The sequence below is a fragment of the Streptomyces sp. NPDC028314 genome, from assembly GCF_055565795.1.
In genome coordinates this window covers 66,060-84,212 of sequence record NZ_JBVHTP010000024.1, presented here as the reverse complement: position 1 = coordinate 84,212, position 18,153 = coordinate 66,060, and the positions used below count along the sequence as shown (strand labels likewise).

Sequence of the window (18,153 nt, the reverse complement as noted above, 5' to 3'; positions counted from 1 at the left end):
GCTGACATGACTGCCGAACCCACCACGGCCCCGACCGAGTACGCGGAGCCCTTCCTGCTGGGGGTCCTCGCCTCCGGCGGCCTGGACGCCGAGTACGTGCGCGCCGAGGGCAACACCCTCTACCGGCGCGGCGAGGACGGCGGGGAGATCCCCGTGCTCGACTACGTCGGCGGCTACGGATCGCTGATGCTCGGGCACAACAACCCCGAGATCAACGCCTACGCCAAGTCCCTGCTGGACGGCCAGACCCCCGTCCACGCGCAGTTCTCGCGGCACCCGTACGCCAACGACGTCGCGGAGGTCCTCAACCGGATCGTCCAGCGCGAGCGCGGCGACGACGAGTCGTACTACGCCATCTTCGCCAACAGCGGGGCGGAGGCCGTCGAGGCCGCCATCAAGCACGCCGAACTCGACCGGGGCCTGCGCCTGACGGCGCTCTCCGAGGAGATCGCCGAGCACGTGGCCGCCGTACGCCGGCAGGTCGAGGCCGGCACCGCGGCCGTCCCGGCCGCCGTCGCGGAGTCCTTCGACGGCCTGGTCGCCGAGGTGCTCGCCCGCAACGAGGCGCAGCGCGAGCGCAGCCCGCTCTTCCTCGTCCCCGAGGGCGGCTTCCACGGCAAGCTCGCCGGCAGTGTGCAGCTGACGCACAACGAGGGCTACCGGCTCCCGTTCAAGGCGCTGGCCGCGCAGTCCCGGTTCGTGCCGCGCGACCAGCCCGGCGCGATCCGGAAGATCATCGACGAGGAGCGGGCCCAGCTGCTCGACCTCGTCGTCGAGGGCGGCCAGGTCCAGGTCGTCGAGCGGGACTTCCCGCTCTTCGTGGCCTTCGTCCTGGAGCCCGTCCTGGGCGAGGGCGGCATCCACGAGCTCACCCGGGAGTTCGCCGACGAGATCCAGGAGGTCTGCGCGGAGACCGGCATCCCGCTGGTCATCGACGAGGTGCAGACCGGCATGGGCCGCACCGGCAGCTTCCTCGCGGCCACCCACCTGGGGCTGCGCGGCGACTACTACACCCTGGCCAAGAGCCTGGGCGGCGGTATCGCCAAGGCCGCGGTGATGCTCGTGCGCAAGCCCCTCTACCGGGGGCAGTTCGAGCTGGCGCACAGCTCCACCTTCGCCAAGGACAGCTTCTCCTGCCTCATCGCCCTCAAGGTGCTGGAGCTCATGGAGGCCGGCGACGGCGAGGTCTACCGGCGCGCGGCCGAACGCGGCGAGCGGCTGCTCGACATGCTCCGCTCGGTCCGGGACGACTTCCCCGAGACGGTCAAGGAGGTGCGCGGACGCGGCCTGATGCTGGGTCTGGAGTTCCACGACCAGTCGGGCTCGGAGTCCGAGCCGCTCAAGGCGGTCGCCCAGAGCGGGTTCTTCGGGTACTTCGTCTCCGGGCACATCCTGCGCGCGCACCGGATCCGGACCTTCCCCACCTCCAGCGCCGTGAACACGCTGCGCTTCGAGCCGTCGGTGTACCTGACCGACGAGGAGATCGGCCGGCTGGAGACGGCGCTGCGCGACGTCTGCACGATCATCCGCGACACGGACGGCGCGAGCCTGGCTCCGATCGCCTAAACCAAACCGTTCGCGCTGTTTAAGGGTCGATTTTCGGTCTCGAATCCCTTGAGTGGCCAGCGAGCGGCAGCACCGTGCGGCGACCTCCCCCCGTGGTCGCGGCGCCGCCAGAGGGCCCGGGAATCCCCCTCCCGGGCCCTCTGGCCTTTGTGTTTAAGGAAAATGTCGGCTATCTGGCGCGGGGTGTCGACATTCCGACGGGCGGTCATATGACCTTTTGACAAACCGGCGTGTTGGTTTGTAATCTTCGAGCCAGAGTGAGCATGACCTATCAGCCGCAGGACCGGGGGAAGTTATGCGCTTTCGGATGTTGGGTCCGCTGGAAGTGATGTCCGCTGACCAGCCGGTACCGCTCGGCGGCACGAAGCCGCGCGCCACGCTGGGATATCTGCTGTTGCAAGCCAACCAGGTGGTTCCCACCAGCCAGTTGCTCTCCGCGCTCTGGAGCTCCGACAACGCTCCGGTGACGGCGCGGAAGATCCTCCAGAACGCCGTGTGGGGGCTGCGCGGCATGTTGAACCAGTGCGACCCCGGCTTCGACGGGGCTCCGGCCGAACTCGTCACCCGGGCGCCCGGATACATGATCCGCGTCGATCCCGACCACGTCGACCTGCACCTGTTCCGCCAGCGCGTGCGCCAGGGCCGGGCACAGCTGGCCGCCGGAGCACCGCACGAGGCCGCGACCCGCTTCTGCGAGGCGCTGGAGCTGTGGCGCGGGCCGGTCCTGTCGGACCTGGTCGAGACCGGCACCATGTGGCCTGAACTCACCGCCGTGCAGAACACCCGGCTCGACGTCCTCGAGGACTACTTCGAGGCGAAGCTGCGCTGCGGCCAGCACTACGCGGTCCTCGGCGAGCTGGAGACCACCGTCGAGGCGGAGCCGCTGCGCGAGCGCTCCTCCGGCCAGCTGATGCTCGCGCTCTACCGGTGCGGACGGCAGGCCGACGCGCTGGGCGTCTACAACCGGATCCGGGCCACGCTGGTGGAGGACCTGGGCCTGGAACCGGGCCACGAACTGCGCCGGCTCCAGCAGGCGATCCTGGCCCACGACCCCGAGCTGAACCTCGCCCCCGCCGCGGTGATCCTCGGCGGGCCGGCGCCCGTCGGCGTACCCGGCGGGCAGGTGCGCCGCCGGGAGGAGGTCCGGGGCGAACTCCGGGGCGCCCGCCAGGAGGGGCTTCGCGAGGGCCTGCGAGAGGAGGTCCGCCAGGACATCGGCGGGGAGGTGCGCGAGGGCATTCGCGGGGAGGTGCGCGAGAGTATCCGCGGGGAGGTGCGCGAGGGCATTCGCGGGGGCGTCGGCGGGGAGGTTCGCGGGGACATCCGCCAGGACCGCCGTGACGCCCGCCGTGACGCCCGGCGCGACGCCCGACGCGACGACCGCCGTGACGAGGGGCGCGAGGACCTCCGTGAGGATCCCCGCGGCGAGTTCCGCGAGGACCTCCGCGACGACTTCCGCGAGGACCTCCGCGAGGACCTCCGCGAGGAGCGGTACGAGGACCGGTACGCCGATCCGCGCGAGGAGCGGCGCCGCCTGCTGGCCGCCGTACCCACTCGCCCCCGGAGCCTCCTGCTGGCCGAGCGGCCGTCCCAGCCGCGGGGCGGCCCGGCCCGGCGGCCGCAGCCCGCAGCCCGGGCCGTGGTGACCGAGCGCCAGCGCATCAGCGTGCTCCTCGTGCAGACCCGGATCACCCCGGAACAGCCCGGTGGCGCCCCCGATTTCATGGACGAGATGTTCGAGAGCGTCAACGCCGTCGCCCGCCGGCGCATCGAGCGCTTCGGAGGCGACGCCGTCACCTCGATCGGCGCCGTCTCCCTCGGACTGTTCCGCGCGGGCGGCGACGAGGACAGCGCCGTACGGGCGGTCCGCGCGGCGGCGGCGATCCGCGACCGGCTCACCGACCCGGTCGGCGACGCGGGGCTGAATCCGTCCCCCTGGCACGGGCTGACCCTGCACGCCGCCGTTGCCACCGGGAACGCCCTGGTCCGGTTCCGCCCCGACGACCCCTCCGCCGCGCCCTCCGTCAACGGCGCGCTGCTGGACACCTGCCAGTGCCTGCTGGAGCTCTCGCCCGCCGGTGAGATCCAGCTCTGCGAGGCCACGCGGGAGGCCCTGCAGGCCCCGCTGGGCGGGCCCCTCGGAATCCTGCGCGAGCGCGGACCGGCCGCCACCGGGGTCTGGGCGGTCTGAGCCTCGAACCGGCGCCCGCCGGATACCCGAGGCCTTTACCAGCGCGTTTTCACCTTCACAAACGGAATTGGTGACGGATTACTTCATGGTGGAATCTGGCCGATAATCTGCGGTTTCACAGGGACTGACGGCCATTCATTCCACCCCGCCTCCACCAGGTGTGCGGCGTGATGTCGAGTTCCGTAACTCGAGAACCATTTCCTCGTGGAGGTACACGCTAATGACCGGAGTTTCCCGCCGGGTGTTCATGAGACACAGTGCGGCCGCCGGCGGCGCAGCCCTTGCGCTGCCCGCGCTGGGCGGCTGGGCGGGTGAGGCGTTCGCCGCCGAGCCGACGGCCGCCGCGGGCATCGCCGCGGCCGAACTGGTCACGGTACTGCCGTCCGACCCGCGCTACGCGAGCCTGGTGGCGGGTGCCAACGGCCGCTGGACCGGGACGCCCAACTACGTGCTGGTCGCCAGCACCGCCGACCAGGTGGTGCAGGCGGTGCAGGAGACCCTGAACAAGGGGCTCCGGTTCGCCGTCCGCAGCGGTGGCCACTGCTACGAGGACTTCACGAGCAACGCCAACATCCGTGTCCTCATCGACATCTCGGCCATGACCGGTATCGCGTACGACCCGAACCGCCGCGCCATCGCGATCGACGCGGGCGCCCAGCTCGGCAGCGTGTACGAGACCCTGTACAACAACTGGGGCGTCACCATCCCCGGCGGCACCTGCCCGACGGTGTCCGTCGGCGGCCACATACCGGGCGGCGGGTACGGTCCGCTGGCCCGTTCGCACGGTGTCACCATCGACCACCTGTACGCCATCGAGATCGTCCACGTGGACGCCGCCGGCGTGGCCCACAAGATCGTCGCCTCCCGCGAGGCCAACGACCCGAACCGCGAGCTGTGGTGGGCCCACACCGGTGCGGGCGGCGGCAACTACGGCATCGTCACCCGCTACTGGTTCCGCAGCAACAACGCGACCGGCACCGACCCGGCCGCGCTGCTGCCGAAGGCGCCGCGCGAGCTCATCGTCTCCGAGGTCGCCTTCTCGTGGACCGGCATGACCGAGGCCGCCTTCTCGCGGCTGCTGCACAACTTCTCGAAGTGGCACGAGGACAACGTCTCCGCGACCTCCCCGTACGCCAAGCTGTTCAGCGCCATCAAGCCGCGGCACAAGCTGGCCGGCGAGTTCCTGATGAGCTCGCAGATCGACTCGGCCCTGCCCAACGCCGACCAGCTCCTGGACGACTACCTGGCCGCCATCGTCGCCGGCACGGGTCTGACGTACCGGGTCGACACCCGCAAGCGCGTCGACTGGCTGTACAACGTCCTGCACTGGCCGGGCCTCGGCGGCTCCGGCTTCGAGGGCAAGGGCCGCTTCAAGGCCAAGTCCTCCTACCTGCGCAAGACCATGCCGCCCTCGATGATCAAGGCGTTCTACAAGCACCTCACACGGACCGACTACGACAACTCGGCGGCCCTCGTCGAGATCGCCGGCTACGGCGCGACGGCAAACCTGCCGGCGTCTTCGGCCACCGCCACCGCGCAGCGCGACTCGATCATCAAGATGCTGTTCGTCAACCTCTGGGCCACCCCGGCCGAGGACGCGGCGAACCTCGCGTGGATCCGCGAGTTCTACCGGGACGCCCACTCCGCCACCGGCGGGGTGCCGCGCCCGGGCATGATCAACGACGGGGCGTTCATCAACTACGCCGACGCCGACCTCGCCGACCCGGCGCTGAACGCCTCGGGCATCGCCTGGCACTCGCTGTACTTCAAGGACGGCTACCGCCGCCTCCAGCTCGCGAAGAACAAGTGGGACCCGAAGAACCTCTTCAAGCACACCCTGTCGATCAGGCCCTGACCACAGGAAGCGAAGTCCCCGGCCCGGGTGAACGACCCAGGGCCGGGGGCCTTCCCGTGTCCGGACCACCGGCGGCCCGGCGGTCCGGACCGGTGGCCGGTACCGGCGGACGACGGATGCCGCCGCCCCCCTGTGCGGTGGAGGCGGCGGCATCCGGGTTCCGTGTGCGGACGGAAGACCTCCGGCGCGGGGCCGGAGGAGCGATGTCAGATGCCGAGGCCGGAGCCGCCGCTGACGTCGATGTTCTGGCCGGTCACCCAGCGGGCGTCGTCCGAGGCGAGGAAGGAGACCACGTCGGCGACGTCGGCGGGCTGGCCGACGCGGTTGAAGACCGAGAAGCCGGCGGCGTGCGCCTTGGCGGCCGGGTCGGCCATCCACGGGTGGATGTCGGTCTCGATCGTGCCGGGGGACACCGCGTTGACGGTGATCTGGCGCGAGCCGAGCGTCTGGGCGAGGGTCAGGGTGAGCACCTCGACGGCGCCCTTGCTCGCCGCGTACGAGGTCATGCCGGGGAAGGCGACCTTGGTGACGCCGGAGGAGATGTTGATGATGCGGCCGCCGTCGCGCAGGCGGTCCAGGCCCTTCTGGATGATGAAGAAGGGAGCCTTGGCGTTGATCGCGAAGACCTTGTCGTAGTCGGCCTCGGAGACCTCGTGGATCAGGCCCGGACCGGCGATGCCGGCGTTGTTGACGAGGATGTCCAGGCCCGCGGTGTCGGAGTGCTGGCCGATCTGCGCGTCGAAGGCCTGCCACAGGGCGTCGGCGTCACCGGCGACACCGAGGGCGGAGCGGAAGGCGAAGGCGCGGCCGCCCGCGGCCTCGATCGAGTTCACCGTCTCCTTGGCGGCCGCCTCGTCGCTGGAGTAGGTGAGCGCGACGAGCGCGCCCTCCTTGCCCAGCCGCTGGGCGATGGCGCGGCCGATGCCCCGGCTGCCACCGGTGACCAGAGCAGTCTTGTTCGTGAGGGCAGTCATTCGGATACTCCCAATTCTTTTGTCCAGGCGCGGCCGCTGCAGATGGGGTCGCAAGTGTGATGCTGCCCGCCCGCACTCACCGGGCGTCCACTGGCGGGTCATCGCCCGGTATGGGCCGTGAATTCACGAATTACCATCGCCGCATGACACAGAATCCGGTTCAGAATTCAGTACTCGTCATCGGCGGCACCGGGAAGACCGGCCGCAGGGTGGTACGCCAGCTCACGGAGCGTGGAATTCCGGTCAGGTCGGCGTCCCGCTCGGGTGAGACCCGCTTCGACTGGCTGGACGAGACGACCTGGGGCCCGGCCCTCGACGGGGTGTCCGGCGTGTACATCGTCCAGAACGACAGCGAACCGCGGACGCGCGAACTGGCGCAGCGGGCGGCCGCCGCCGGTGTCCGGCGCCTGGTGCTGCTCTCCGCGCGCGGCGTCGACACCCCCGGCTACTACGGAGAGGACCCCACGACCAGCGACGCCTTCCTCGCCGGTGAGGCCGCCGTCCGCGAATCCGGCCTCGCCTGGACGGTGCTGCGCCCGGGCTGGTTCGCGCAGAACTTCGACGAGGGCTTCTTCAACGAGGGCATCCTGTCGGGCGAGCTGCGACTGCCCGCCGGTGACGGCGCGGCGACCTGGATCGACGTGGAGGACATCGCCGCGGTGGCGGTCGCCGCGCTGACCGAGGACGGCCACGACGGGCAGACGTACGAGCTCTCCGGTCCCCGGCCGGTGTCCCTGGCCGAGGTGCTCGAACTGATCGAGGCGGCGACCGGACGCAAGTCCGCCTACACCGCGCTCTCCACCCCCGACTTCATCGCGGAGCTCGGCGCCCAGGGCGTCCCGGCCGCGGACGCCGCGCTCTGGGCCGCGGCGCTGTACCCGGTCCAGCAGGGCTTCGAGGCCAAGGTCTCCGACGGGGTGCAGCGTGCCCTGGGCCGGGCGCCGCGCGAGTTCTCCGACTTCGTCAAGTCGGCTGCCGAGTCAGGCGCTTGGCGCGCTTGAGTGGTTATGTAGCTGTATTGGCCAGTCTGTAGGGGTCTGCCGCGGGTTGTTCGCGACGACGAGAAGTTCTCCAGGTCTGGAAGGGATCAAGCATGAGCATCGTCGAGGAAGCGCCGACCGGCCCTCCGGCGCCCGCGACCATGGGGTCGAGGGTGGCGGAGCTCGCCGAACTGCGCGAGTCGGTCGTCGCCGGCCCCAGCGAGAAGGCGACACAGGCGCAGAAGAAGAAGGGCAAGCTGACTGTCCGCGAGCGCCTGGAACTCCTCTTCGACAAGGGCACGTTCACCGAGGTGGAGGCCTTCCGCCGACACCGCGCGACCGGCTTCGGCCTCGAGGACAAGAAGCCGCACAGCGACGGCGTGGTCACGGGCTACGGGCAGGTCGACGGCCGGCCCGTGTTCGCCTACGCCCACGACTTCCGCATCTTCGGCGGCGCCCTCGGCGAGGCGCACGCCCAGAAGATCCACAAGCTGATGGACCTCGCCGAGAAGGCCGGCGCGCCCATCATCGGCCTCTGCGACGGCGCGGGCGCCCGTATCCAGGAGGGCGTCACCGCCCTCGCCGGCTACGGCGGCATCTTCCAGCGCAACGTCCGCAACTCCGGTGTCATCCCGCAGATCAGCGTCATCATGGGCCCGTGCGCGGGCGGCGCGGCCTACTCGCCCGCCCTCACCGACTTCGTGTTCATGGTCCGCGGCACCTCGCAGATGTTCATCACCGGCCCCGACGTGGTCGCCGCGGTCACCGGCGAGCAGATCACCCAGGACGGACTGGGCGGCGCCGACGTGCACTCCTCCGTCTCCGGCGTGGCGCACTTCGCCTACGACGACGAGGAGCACTGCCTGGAGGACGTCCGGCACCTGCTTTCCTACCTGCCCTCCAACAACCGGGAGCTGCCCCCGTCGGAGGTCGCCGACGACCCGGCCGACCGCCGTACGGAGTCGCTGCTGGAGCTGGTGCCGGCCGACCCCAACCGGGCGTACGACATGCACAAGGTCATCGAGGAGATCGCCGACCACGGCGAGTTCTTCGAGGTCCACGAGCGCTGGGCGCCGAACATCATCTGCGCCCTGACCCGTCTCGGCGGGCAGGTCGTCGGCATCGTCGCCAACCAGCCGCAGAACATGGCCGGAGTCCTCGACATCCAGTCCTCGGAGAAGGCCGCGCGCTTCGTCCAGATGTGCGACGCCTTCAACATCCCGCTCGTGAGCCTGGTCGACGTGCCCGGCTTCCTGCCGGGCGTGGACCAGGAGCACAACGGCGTCATCCGGCACGGCGCGAAGCTGCTGTACGCCTACTGCAACGCCACCGTCCCGCGGATCTCACTGGTCCTGCGCAAGGCCTACGGCGGTGCGTACATCGTGATGGACTCCCGCTCCATCGGGACCGACATCGCGCTCGCCTGGCCCATCAACGAGATCGCCGTGATGGGCGCGGAAGGCGCGGCCAACGTGGTCTTCCGCCGCGAGATCGCCGCCTCCGACGACCCCGAGGCGACCCGCGCGGCGCGCATCGACGAGTACCGCGAAGAACTGATGCACCCGTACTACGCCGCGGAGCGCGGCCTGGTCGACGACGTCATCGACCCGGCGGACACCCGCTCGGCGCTGATCGGCGCCCTCGCGGTGCTGCGCGGCAAGCACGCCCCCCTGCCCAGCCGCAAGCACGGCAACCAGCCCCAGTAGAGGGAGAACCCGATGGCGGTACGAGCGGTCCCCACCGAACCGGACACGTCGGAGATCCTTTCCGCCCAGTCCTGGCGCATCACGAGCGGCTCGCCGGCCGCGGAGGAGGTCGCCGCGCTCGCGGTGGTCCTGTCGGCGGTCATGCGGGCCCGGGCGGACGAGGCGGTCCGGCAGGCCGAGGAGGAGCAGGCCCAGGCCGCGGCCCGCTGGACGCCCTCCGCGGCCCGTCGCCGCGCGGCCACCTCCTGGGCCGCGGGCGCGCAGCCGACCTGGGCCAACACGGCCTGAGCCGGCCCGGTCACCAGGGCCGAGGCCCCGTCCCCGCCGCACGGCGGGGACGGGGCCTCGGCCCTTTGGTTCGCGTGCCGTGGCCTTCCGGCCGGTACGGGCTCAGACGCGCGCCGCGTCCGGCAGCCGGCCGGCCTCCGCGCCGTCCTGCCCGTCCTGGCCGTCCTGCCCGTCCCGGCCTTCCCGCGCCAACCGCTCCGGCCGCGCGGCGGCCGTGCCCCGCCGGGCCAGTACCAGGGCCAGCAGGGTCACGCCGATCAGCACGAGCGCCACGTACGACATCGCGTCCACCGGCGAAGCGGGCGGGTTGACCCACCCGTTGAGGTAGACCCAGGCCATCGCCGCCGCCCCGAGCAGCGCCGTCGCGTACGACAGCGGCTTGACCGCGCGCTCCCGTACCAGCAGCACCACGTGGGCCGCGCAGATCAGCACGTACGGGAACACCCACAGGTAGACGATCAGGGTGGCGAGCGCCGAGTACACCGACAGCAGCGAATCCGGGTAGGCGACCACCGCGACCGCCAGCACCACGAACCCGATGACCGACAGCACGGCCACCGCCGTCGCCGGCGAACCGTGCCTCGGGTGCGCACGCCCCACCCGGCGCGGCAGCAGCCCGTCGTCGGAGAGCGTCGCGACGAACCGCGACCCGAAGTTCACGAAGCCGATGAGCCCCGCGAAGGTGGCCACCGCGAGCACGAGGTCCGTGGCGCTCGCGAAGGTCTCGCCCAGCCCGGCGTTCAGCGCCAGCGCCGCCGCCGGCGACATCCCCGCCGCCAGGTTGTCCGCCGACGCGAACAGCCCCGGCACCTGGAGCACGGTCGCCACCAGGTACACCACCCCGAGCAGCACCGGAATGCCCAGCACCGCGAACGGCACGTCCCGCTTGGGGTCCTTGGTCTCCTGAGCGAGCGCGGCGCAGCTCTCGAAGCCCATCAGGAAGGTGGCCCCGGCCGCCATGCCCTGGAAGACACCGCTGAACGAGAAACCGCCCTCGAAGGACAGTTGCTCCGCGAGGTGCAGCCCGGTCGTGCCCGCGCTGGCCACCACGACCACGCCGACCACCGGGATCGCCACGGCCATCAGCACCACGGCCGCCTTCACCGACACGTCGACACCCCGCCGCGCGAACAGCACCGCGATCAGCAGCGCCACCGCGTACACCGCGAGCTGCACCGGCACCTCCAGGCCGCCCGAGTACCCCCGGGACAGCAGGAAGCTGCCGACGTAGACCCCGATGACCATCGTGATGCCGGCGATCATCGCCGCGTAGCCGAGCAGCAGCGCCGCGGCCGCCACCAGCCGGGCCCACGGGCCGAAGACCAGCGAGAGGTACGAGTAGAGCGAGCCGTTGGCGACGTGACGCCGCGCGAAGGTGATGACCGACAGGCCGACGAAGGTGGTCACGGCCGCCGACAGCAGGGCGGAGAGCCAGCTGCCGTTCCCGGCGGACACGAACATCAGGGCGGGGACCGCGGCGAGACCGACCGCGGGGATCATGCTGGCGACGGCCAGACCGACGATCTGACCTCTGGTCAGCTGCCGGGCTTCCGTTTCTGGACTGGACATGGATCACGCCTCCAAGGGCGGGAGCGGGGGAGAGGAGAGGGGAAAAAGGGGAGCGCTCAAGGGCGCGGTGGGGAGTGGCGAGAAACGGATCGAAGTCTCGCCACGCCGTCTCACGGCGCGGTAACCCGGCGCCCACCGCCCGCTCCGGCGCACCGCCCGGACCGGCTGTGGACGTGCCTGGACCGCACGTCCTGCGGGTGTCCACCGGCGGTCCAGCGGCTCAACGGACTCTGGAAACCCAGTCGACAGGACGCTGAAGGAGAGAAGACACATGGCCAGTGACTGGTTCCGGAGGTTCGGCCCGGCATCCGACAGCGACACCCGCCTGCTCTGCTTCCCGCACGCGGGCGGCGCGGCGAGCGCCTTCCTCGCGCTGTCCCAGGAGCTGACCCCGGAGTTCGACGTCATGTCCGTGCAGTACCCCGGCCGTCAGGACCGCCGGCTGGAACCCGCCGTGGACGACATAGGCCGGCTCGTCACCGCGCTGGCCGACGAACTGGCCGCGACCCTGGTCCCCGGACCCGGCGGCCGCGGCGGAGACGGGCGCCCGTACGCTTTCTTCGGGCACAGCATGGGCGCGGTGATTGCGTACGAGCTGGCCCGTGAGCTCGACCGGCGCGCCCTGCCCGGCCCGCAGCGGCTGTTCCTGTCGGGCCGCTTCGCCCCGACCCCGCTCGGCAGCGCCAGCGACAGGCTGGACACCGACGAGAAAGTGATCGCGATGATCCGTACGCTGGGCGGGACCGTCGGCAAGGTCTTCGACGACCCCGATCTGCTGGAGATGGTGATGCCGCCACTGCGCGCCGACTACAAGGCGATCGGCTCCTACGCCTGGCAGCCCGGCCGCCCCCTGGACGTGCCCTTCACCGTGCTCGTCGGCGACCGGGACCCCGTCGTCCCCGTCGAGGACGCGGCCGCCTGGCGGGTGCACACCACCGCGCAGAGCGACGTACGGGTCCTGCCGGGCGGGCACTTCTACCTCGACCACAGCGTTCCCCAGGTGGCGGGCATCATCCGGGGCGCGCTCCGCCGCTCCGGCGCGGGCGCACTGGGGGCGGCCTGATGCCGACCGGCCCGGGCAGGCTGCTGGCCATCAGCGACCTGCATGTCCGACACGACGAGAACAAGAAGATCGTCGACGGCCTGCGGCCGGAGACGGAACACGACTGGCTGCTGCTCGCCGGGGACGTCAGCGAGTCCACCGTCGACTTCGAAGAGACCCTCCGCCTGCTGAGCGACCGTTTCGCCAAGGTGGTCTGGGCGCCCGGCAACCACGAGCTGTGGACCACCCCCGACGACCCGGTCCAGCTGCGCGGCCAGGCCCGCTACGACCATCTCGTCGAACTCTGCCGGCAGCTGGGCGTCACCACCCCCGAGGACCCCTACCCGCTCTGGCAGGGAGCGGGCGGGCCGGTCGTGATCGCCCCCCTCTTCCTGCTGTACGACTACACCTTCCGGCCCGCCGGCGCGCGGACCCGGCAGGAGGCCATGGAGATCGCCGAACGGGCCGGGGTCGTGTGCACCGACGAGTTCTACCTGCACCCCGATCCCTACCCGAGCCGCGAGGCCTGGTCCCGGGCACGCGTCGCGCACACGGCCGCCCGGCTCGCGGAGATCCCCGCCGACCTGCCGACCGTGCTGGTCAACCACTTCCCGCTGGTCCGCGAACCCACCCGGATCCTGCGGTTCCCGGAGTTCGCCCTCTGGTGCGGGACCGAGGCCACCGAGGACTGGCCCGTCCGCTTCCGGGCGGCGGCCGTGGTCTACGGGCACCTGCACATCCCGCGCCTGATCCGGCAGGACGGGATCCCGCACCACGAGGTCTCCCTCGGCTACCCGAGGGAGTGGAAGCAGCGCGCCACCGCTCCGGCGGGCGCGGTACGGATCCTCGCGGAGCGCTCATGATCGAGGAACTGCTGGCTCCCGGGACGGTCGCCGTGGAGTCCTTCGGGGACGACCCCGGGGCCCTGGCCGAACTCCACCCGGAGGAGGAACTCCTGGTCGCGGGCGCCGAGGAAAAACGCCGCGGGGAGTTCGCCACCGTACGCCGCTGCGCGCGCGAGGCCCTCGGCAAGCTCGGCGCCGCCCCCGGGCCGATCCTGCGCGACCCCAAGGGGGCCCCGCGCTGGCCCGCCGGGTTCGTCGGCGCCATGACCCACTGCGCGGGCTACCGGGCGGCCGTGGTCGCGCCCGCGGCCCGGCTCGCCGCCCTCGGCATCGACGCCGAGCCGAACCTGCCGCTGCGCAGCCCGGGGGTGGCGGACCTGGTGACCGTCGAAGGGGAGCGCGCCTGGCTGCCCGAACTCGCCGCCCGCCGCCCCGAGGTGGAGTGGGAGCGGCTGGTGTTCAGCGCGAAGGAGAGCGTGTACAAGGTCTGGTACCCGCTGACCGGGCGCTGGCTGGACTTCGCGGACGCCGAGATCACCGTCGATGCGGCCTGGTCCACCTTCCACGCCAGGCTGCTGGTACCCGGCCCGGAGGTCGGCGGGGTCCGGCTGGACTCCTTCAACGGCAGCTGGCTGGTGCAGGGCGGGCTCATCCTCACCGCGATCTCGGTGCCGGCGCCGCGGGCAGCGGCCGCGGGCCCGGCCGTTGCCCCCTGATGACCAGGCGGTGGGCGGCGGCGGGCACCCTCTGAACGGATCGCGTCGCCGCCCCACGGAGCGCGTCGCAGCCCTCCCCCGAGCTCAGGAGTTGACCGAGCCATGCCCGCAGCCGCCCCCGCTTCCGCGCACATCGGCGTCACCGGACTGGCGGTGATGGGCCGCAACCTCGCCCGGAACCTCGCCCGCAACGGGTTCACCGTCGCCGTGCACAACCGCTCGGCCGCCAAAACGGACGCCCTGGTCGCCGAGTTCGCCGCCGAGGGCGCCTTCGTCCCGGCGCACAGTGCCCGCGAACTCGTCGCCGCCCTCGCCCGGCCCCGCAAGCTCGTCGTCATGGTCAAGGCCGGCGCCCCCACCGACGCGGTCATCGACGAACTCGCCCCGCTGCTGGAGCCCGGCGACGTCCTCGTCGACGGCGGCAACGCCCACTTCGCGGACACCCGCCGCCGCGAGGCCGCACTGCGCGAGCGCGGCATCCACTTCGTCGGCGCCGGGGTCTCCGGCGGCGAGGAGGGCGCCCTGCACGGACCGAGCCTGATGCCCGGCGGCTCGAAGGAGGCCTACCGGGAACTCGCACCCGTGCTGGAGGCGATCGCCGCCAAGGCCCCCGACGGCACGCCCACCGTCGCCCACATCGGCCCCGACGGCGCCGGACACTTCGTCAAGATGGTGCACAACGGCATCGAGTACGCCGACATGCAGCTCATCGCGGAGGCCTACGACCTGCTGCGCAACCACGCCGGCTTCGCACCCGCCGAGATCGCCGAGACCTTCCGCACCTGGAACAAGGGCCGCCTCGACTCCTACCTCATGGAGATCACCGCCGAGGTCCTCGCGCACGCCGACGCCGCCACCGGCCGCCCCTTCGTCGACGTGGTGGAGGACGCCGCCGGCCAGAAGGGCACCGGCCGCTGGACCGTGCAGATCGCGCTCGACCTCGCAGTCTCCGCCTCCGGCATCGCCGAGGCCGTCTTCGCCCGCACCGTCTCCGGGCACACCGCGCTGCGCACCGCCGCGCGCGCCCTGCCGGGCCCGGCGCGCACCGAGCTGCACCCCGAGGACGCCGCGCGGTTCGCCGTACAGGTCGAGCAGGCGCTGTACGCCTCCAAGGTGGCCGCGTACGCCCAGGGCTGGGACATGATGCGCGCCGCGAGCCAGGAGTACGGCTGGGGCATCGACCTCGGCGCCGTCGCCTCGATCTGGCGCGCCGGGTCCATCGTCCGGGCCGCCTTCCTGGACCGGATCACCGAGGCCTACCGCAAGGACCCGGAGCTGCCCGGCCTGCCGGCGGACGAGCGGTTCGCGCGGGAACTGGGCGAGGCCCAGTCCGCCTGGCGCACCGTGGTCGCGGCCGCCGCCCGCGGCGGTGTCCCCGCCCCCGGCTTCGGCGCGGCCCTCGCGTACTACGACTCGCTGCGGGCCGAACGGCTGCCCGCCGCCCTCATCCAGGGCCAGCGCGACTACTTCGGCGCGCACACCTACCGGCGCACCGACCGCGAGGGATCCTTCCACACGCTCTGGGCGGGCGACCGCAGCGAACAGCCCGGCGCGTAGGGCCGCAGCGCCGGTAGTGCCCGTAGCGCCCTCAGTGCCCTTAGCGATCAACGTGGCGGAGCGCCACACCGACCGGCCACACCGACCGGCCACACCGACCGGCCACACCGACCGGCCACACCGACCGGCCACACCGACAGAAGAGGAAGAGGAAGCCGACCGATGCCGTCGACACCCCGCACCGACCCCACCACGGCCAGCTGGCTCGGGACCCTGGAGGAAGCGATCCAGCGCCGCAACCCCGGCGAGCCCGAATTCCACCAGGCCGTACGGGAGGTGCTGGAAACCCTCGCACCCGTCTTCGCGGAGCGCCCGGAACTGCGCGAGGCCAAGGTCGTCGAGCGGCTCGCGGAGCCGGAGCGGCAGATCATCTTCCGGGTGCCGTGGCAGGACGACCAGGGCGTCGTCCAGGTCAACCGCGGCTTCCGCGTGGAGTTCAACAGCGCCCTGGGCCCGTACAAGGGCGGCCTGCGCTTCCACCCCTCGGTGAACCTCGGGATCGTGAAGTTCCTCGGCTTCGAGCAGATCTTCAAGAACGCCCTGACCGGCCTCGGCATCGGCGGCGGCAAGGGCGGCAGCGACTTCGACCCCCGCGGGCGCTCCGACGCCGAGGTCATGCGCTTCTGCCAGTCCTTCATGACGGAACTGCACCGCCACCTCGGCGAGCACACCGACGTCCCGGCCGGTGACATCGGCGTGGGCGGCCGGGAGATCGGCTTCCTGTTCGGCCAGTACCGCCGGATCACCAACCGCTGGGAAGCCGGCGTGCTCACCGGCAAGGGCACCGGCTGGGGCGGCTCGCAGGCCCGTACCGAGGCCACCGGCTACGGCAACGTCCTCTTCACCTCCGAGATGCTGAACAAGCGCGGCGAGGACCTGGCCGGCCAGACCGTCACCGTCTCCGGCTCGGGCAACGTCGCCCTGTACACGGTCGAGAAGGCACAGGCGCTCGGCGCGCACGTGCTGACCGTCTCCGACTCCGGCGGCTACGTCGTCGACGAGAAGGGCCTGGACCTCGGGCTGCTGAAGCAGATCAAGGAGGTGGAGCGGGGCCGGGTGAGCGAGTACGCCGAGCGCCGCGGCGGCTCCGCCCGCTACGTCACCGGCGGCAGCGTGTGGGACGTGCCCACCGACGTGGCCCTGCCGAGCGCCACCCAGAACGAGCTGACCGAGGCCGACGCGCTCGCCCTCGTGCGCGGCGGCGTCAAGGCCGTCTCCGAGGGCGCCAACATGCCCACCACCCCGGAGGCGGTGCGCGTGCTGCGCGAGGCCGGGATCGCCTTCGGGCCCGCGAAGGCCGCGAACGCGGGCGGGGTGGCCACCAGCGCGCTGGAGATGAGCCAGAACGCCGGCCGCGACTCCTGGCCGTTCACCCGGGTCGAGGAGGAGCTCGGCCGGGTCATGCGGCGCATCCACGACACGGCGTACGAGACGGCCGAGCGGTACGGGGCTCCCGGCGACTACGTCACCGGGGCGAACATCGCGGGCTTCGAGCGGGTGGCCGACGCGATGCTGGCCCAGGGCCTGATCTGACCCCGGTTCCGCACGGTCCGGGTCGCGGATCCGGGCCGTGCGGGAGGGGGTGTCGGGTCCGGCCGGGACCGCGCGGGCGACGGAGTCCGCCCTTCCGGCGAATTCGGCCGGACACATTGGTTTCGGCCAGTCAAAAACCAGTGCGTCAAGGGGAGTTGGATGCCAAGATCTGCTCCCATGAATCCAGATCCGGCCACCGGGACCCGTGTGTCCACGGCGCTCCTCCTCGTCTCCACCGTGCTCGTGGGCCTGATGGCGGGCCTGTTCTTCGCCTTCGACGTCTCCGTGATGCCCGGACTCGCGGCCGGGGACGACCGTACGTACGTCACCGCGATGCGCGGCTTCAACGCGGCCATCGACGGCAACGGCCTCTTCGGCACGGCCTTCGTGCTCGCCCTGATCACCGCGATCGCCTCCGCGGTCCTCGAAGCCCGCAAGGGCCGGCGCGCGACGGCGGTGTGGGTCGCGGCGGCCGCCGCCGCCTACCTGGTGGTCCTCGTCATCACCTTCACCGTGAACATCCCGCTGAACAACGAGCTCGCGGACGGCGGGGACGTGGCGAAGCTGACCGACTTCTCGGTCGTGGACAAGTTCAAGGGGACCTGGGTCACCACGAACATCATCCGCACCCTGCTCTGCACGGCCGCCCTCGCCGCCCTGTCCCGCGCGCTGATCCTCTACGGGCGCGCCACGCGCTGATCCTCTGCCCGGCGCGGCGCGCTGATCCCCCAGGGGCTCGGCGCGACGCGCTGACGGCCGCGCCGGGCCCCCGGCGCGGATCAGCCGAGCAGGGCCCAGGCCAGGAACCCGGTCGCCGCCGTGCACAGCAGGGTGCGCCACACGTTGGCCCGTACCCATGGCCCCTCGAAGGCGCGGCGGACGGCTGCCGGGTCGGAGATCCGGTCGACCGGACCGGCCTTCTCCAGGGCGTTGTTCAGCGGGATGTTCACCACACCCGTGACGACCATCGCGAGGACGTAGCAGACGAGCGCCGCGATCAGTGGCGCCAGCGCGTCGTACCGGCCGTCCACCACGTGCAGGACCAGCGCGAGCCCGGTGAAGAGCAGGGCGCCGAGGTAACCGAGCATGAACCAGCCGTTGAGGATGGCCACGTTGATCCGCTGCATCACCTCGATGACGGTCCGGTCACCGGCGCCCTTCAACGCGGGCATCACGGATACGGAGAACCCGTAGAAAAGGCCGCTGACCAGCCCCGTAGTGATCACCGCAGCGATCAGTGACGCGTACCGTGCCGCTTCCACGCGAGGTCTCCCCAGGTCGTATGGCCCGCCGGACGTGCGGCCGATCATACGGCGCGGCATCGGTTTCCG

At 71.7% G+C, this 18,153-nt stretch carries 15 protein-coding genes; 12 read left to right on the top strand and 3 right to left on the bottom strand.

Going from position 1 to position 18,153, the window contains the following annotated elements:
• Nucleotides 1–6: 6 nt before the first annotated feature.
• From ACZ4TG_RS37045 to ACZ4TG_RS37035, 3 genes are all read left to right on the top strand, one after another.
• Nucleotides 7–1,566 (top strand): aspartate aminotransferase family protein, encoded by a 1,560-nt coding sequence (locus tag ACZ4TG_RS37045; protein ID WP_468172461.1) that lies wholly within the window; start codon nucleotides 7–9, stop codon nucleotides 1,564–1,566.
• A 328-nt stretch (nucleotides 1,567–1,894) separates the two neighbouring features.
• A complete protein-coding gene (locus ACZ4TG_RS37040) occupies nucleotides 1,895–3,757 on the top strand; it encodes an AfsR/SARP family transcriptional regulator (protein WP_468172458.1) in 1,863 nt (620 codons plus the stop codon).
• Nucleotides 3,758–3,977: 220 nt separating this feature from the next.
• Complete coding sequence (locus ACZ4TG_RS37035) at nucleotides 3,978–5,612, top strand: FAD-binding oxidoreductase (RefSeq protein WP_468172455.1); 1,635 nt, start codon at nucleotides 3,978–3,980, stop codon at nucleotides 5,610–5,612.
• A gap of 206 nt (nucleotides 5,613–5,818) precedes the next feature.
• Here the strand turns inward: ACZ4TG_RS37035 and ACZ4TG_RS37030 are convergent, their stop codons facing one another.
• Nucleotides 5,819–6,586, bottom strand: a complete 768-nt coding sequence (locus ACZ4TG_RS37030) for an SDR family oxidoreductase (protein ID WP_468172453.1) — start codon at nucleotides 6,584–6,586, stop codon at nucleotides 5,819–5,821.
• A 143-nt stretch (nucleotides 6,587–6,729) separates the two neighbouring features.
• Between ACZ4TG_RS37030 and ACZ4TG_RS37025 the strand changes: the two genes are divergently transcribed.
• From ACZ4TG_RS37025 to ACZ4TG_RS37015, 3 genes are all read left to right on the top strand, one after another.
• Nucleotides 6,730–7,587 (top strand): NAD(P)H-binding protein, encoded by an 858-nt coding sequence (locus tag ACZ4TG_RS37025; protein WP_468172450.1) that lies wholly within the window; start codon nucleotides 6,730–6,732, stop codon nucleotides 7,585–7,587.
• 92 nt (nucleotides 7,588–7,679) lie between these two features.
• Entirely contained in the window at nucleotides 7,680–9,272 is a 1,593-nt protein-coding gene (locus tag ACZ4TG_RS37020; protein WP_468172447.1) for an acyl-CoA carboxylase subunit beta, read from the top strand.
• 12 nt (nucleotides 9,273–9,284) lie between these two features.
• Complete coding sequence (locus ACZ4TG_RS37015) at nucleotides 9,285–9,560, top strand: hypothetical protein (RefSeq protein WP_468172444.1); 276 nt, start codon at nucleotides 9,285–9,287, stop codon at nucleotides 9,558–9,560.
• Between the two features lie 102 nt (nucleotides 9,561–9,662).
• On the opposite strand, the gene ACZ4TG_RS37010 is transcribed toward ACZ4TG_RS37015, so the two are convergent.
• Nucleotides 9,663–11,129, bottom strand: coding sequence for an APC family permease (locus ACZ4TG_RS37010; RefSeq protein WP_468172441.1), 1,467 nt, complete (start codon nucleotides 11,127–11,129; stop codon nucleotides 9,663–9,665).
• Between the two features lie 271 nt (nucleotides 11,130–11,400).
• On the opposite strand from ACZ4TG_RS37010, the gene ACZ4TG_RS37005 reads away from it, so the two are divergent.
• From ACZ4TG_RS37005 to ACZ4TG_RS36980, 6 genes are all read left to right on the top strand, one after another.
• Nucleotides 11,401–12,192 carry a thioesterase II family protein gene (locus ACZ4TG_RS37005; protein WP_468172438.1) on the top strand — a complete coding sequence of 264 codons (792 nt, stop codon included), beginning with the start codon at nucleotides 11,401–11,403 and terminating at the stop codon, nucleotides 12,190–12,192.
• A complete protein-coding gene (locus tag ACZ4TG_RS37000; RefSeq protein ID WP_468172435.1) occupies nucleotides 12,192–13,034 on the top strand; it encodes a metallophosphoesterase family protein in 843 nt (280 codons plus the stop codon). The genes ACZ4TG_RS37005 and ACZ4TG_RS37000 overlap by 1 nt, the downstream gene beginning before the upstream one ends.
• Nucleotides 13,031–13,732 (top strand): 4'-phosphopantetheinyl transferase family protein, encoded by a 702-nt coding sequence (locus ACZ4TG_RS36995; RefSeq protein WP_468172432.1) that lies wholly within the window; start codon nucleotides 13,031–13,033, stop codon nucleotides 13,730–13,732. Before ACZ4TG_RS37000 ends, ACZ4TG_RS36995 begins: the two co-directional genes overlap by 4 nt.
• Before the next feature lie 102 nt (nucleotides 13,733–13,834).
• Complete coding sequence (gndA, locus tag ACZ4TG_RS36990; protein ID WP_468172429.1) at nucleotides 13,835–15,289, top strand: NADP-dependent phosphogluconate dehydrogenase; 1,455 nt, start codon at nucleotides 13,835–13,837, stop codon at nucleotides 15,287–15,289.
• A 162-nt stretch (nucleotides 15,290–15,451) separates the two neighbouring features.
• The gene (gene gdhA, locus ACZ4TG_RS36985; protein ID WP_468172426.1) at nucleotides 15,452–16,822 is read left to right on the top strand and encodes an NADP-specific glutamate dehydrogenase; all 1,371 of its coding nucleotides are present in this window, start codon (nucleotides 15,452–15,454) and stop codon (nucleotides 16,820–16,822) included.
• 177 nt (nucleotides 16,823–16,999) lie between these two features.
• Nucleotides 17,000–17,521, top strand: coding sequence for an anthrone oxygenase family protein (locus ACZ4TG_RS36980; RefSeq protein WP_468172423.1), 522 nt, complete (start codon nucleotides 17,000–17,002; stop codon nucleotides 17,519–17,521).
• 80 nt (nucleotides 17,522–17,601) lie between these two features.
• On the opposite strand, the gene ACZ4TG_RS36975 is transcribed toward ACZ4TG_RS36980, so the two are convergent.
• On the bottom strand, nucleotides 17,602–18,084 hold the full coding sequence (locus ACZ4TG_RS36975) for an anthrone oxygenase family protein (protein ID WP_468172420.1): 483 nt from the start codon (nucleotides 18,082–18,084) through the stop codon (nucleotides 17,602–17,604).
• Between the last annotated feature and the right edge of the window lie 69 nt (nucleotides 18,085–18,153).

Bases quoted from the DNA above. Each gene is read 5' to 3' on its own strand.
- ACZ4TG_RS36980 (WP_468172423.1), top strand. From the start codon at position 17,000: ATGAATCCAGATCCGGCCACCGGGACCCGTGTGTCCACGGCGCTCCTC.
- gndA (WP_468172429.1), top strand. From the start codon at position 13,835: ATGCCCGCAGCCGCCCCCGCTTCCGCGCACATCGGCGTCACCGGACTG.
- ACZ4TG_RS37035 (WP_468172455.1), top strand. From the start codon at position 3,978: ATGACCGGAGTTTCCCGCCGGGTGTTCATGAGACACAGTGCGGCCGCC.
- ACZ4TG_RS37010 (WP_468172441.1), bottom strand. From the start codon at position 11,129: ATGTCCAGTCCAGAAACGGAAGCCCGGCAGCTGACCAGAGGTCAGATC.
- ACZ4TG_RS37020 (WP_468172447.1), top strand. From the start codon at position 7,680: ATGAGCATCGTCGAGGAAGCGCCGACCGGCCCTCCGGCGCCCGCGACC.
- ACZ4TG_RS37045 (WP_468172461.1), top strand. From the start codon at position 7: ATGACTGCCGAACCCACCACGGCCCCGACCGAGTACGCGGAGCCCTTC.
- ACZ4TG_RS37015 (WP_468172444.1), top strand. From the start codon at position 9,285: ATGGCGGTACGAGCGGTCCCCACCGAACCGGACACGTCGGAGATCCTT.
- ACZ4TG_RS36995 (WP_468172432.1), top strand. From the start codon at position 13,031: ATGATCGAGGAACTGCTGGCTCCCGGGACGGTCGCCGTGGAGTCCTTC.
- ACZ4TG_RS37040 (WP_468172458.1), top strand. From the start codon at position 1,895: ATGTCCGCTGACCAGCCGGTACCGCTCGGCGGCACGAAGCCGCGCGCC.
- ACZ4TG_RS37005 (WP_468172438.1), top strand. From the start codon at position 11,401: ATGGCCAGTGACTGGTTCCGGAGGTTCGGCCCGGCATCCGACAGCGAC.
- ACZ4TG_RS37030 (WP_468172453.1), bottom strand. From the start codon at position 6,586: ATGACTGCCCTCACGAACAAGACTGCTCTGGTCACCGGTGGCAGCCGG.
- ACZ4TG_RS37000 (WP_468172435.1), top strand. From the start codon at position 12,192: ATGCCGACCGGCCCGGGCAGGCTGCTGGCCATCAGCGACCTGCATGTC.
- gdhA (WP_468172426.1), top strand. From the start codon at position 15,452: ATGCCGTCGACACCCCGCACCGACCCCACCACGGCCAGCTGGCTCGGG.
- ACZ4TG_RS37025 (WP_468172450.1), top strand. From the start codon at position 6,730: ATGACACAGAATCCGGTTCAGAATTCAGTACTCGTCATCGGCGGCACC.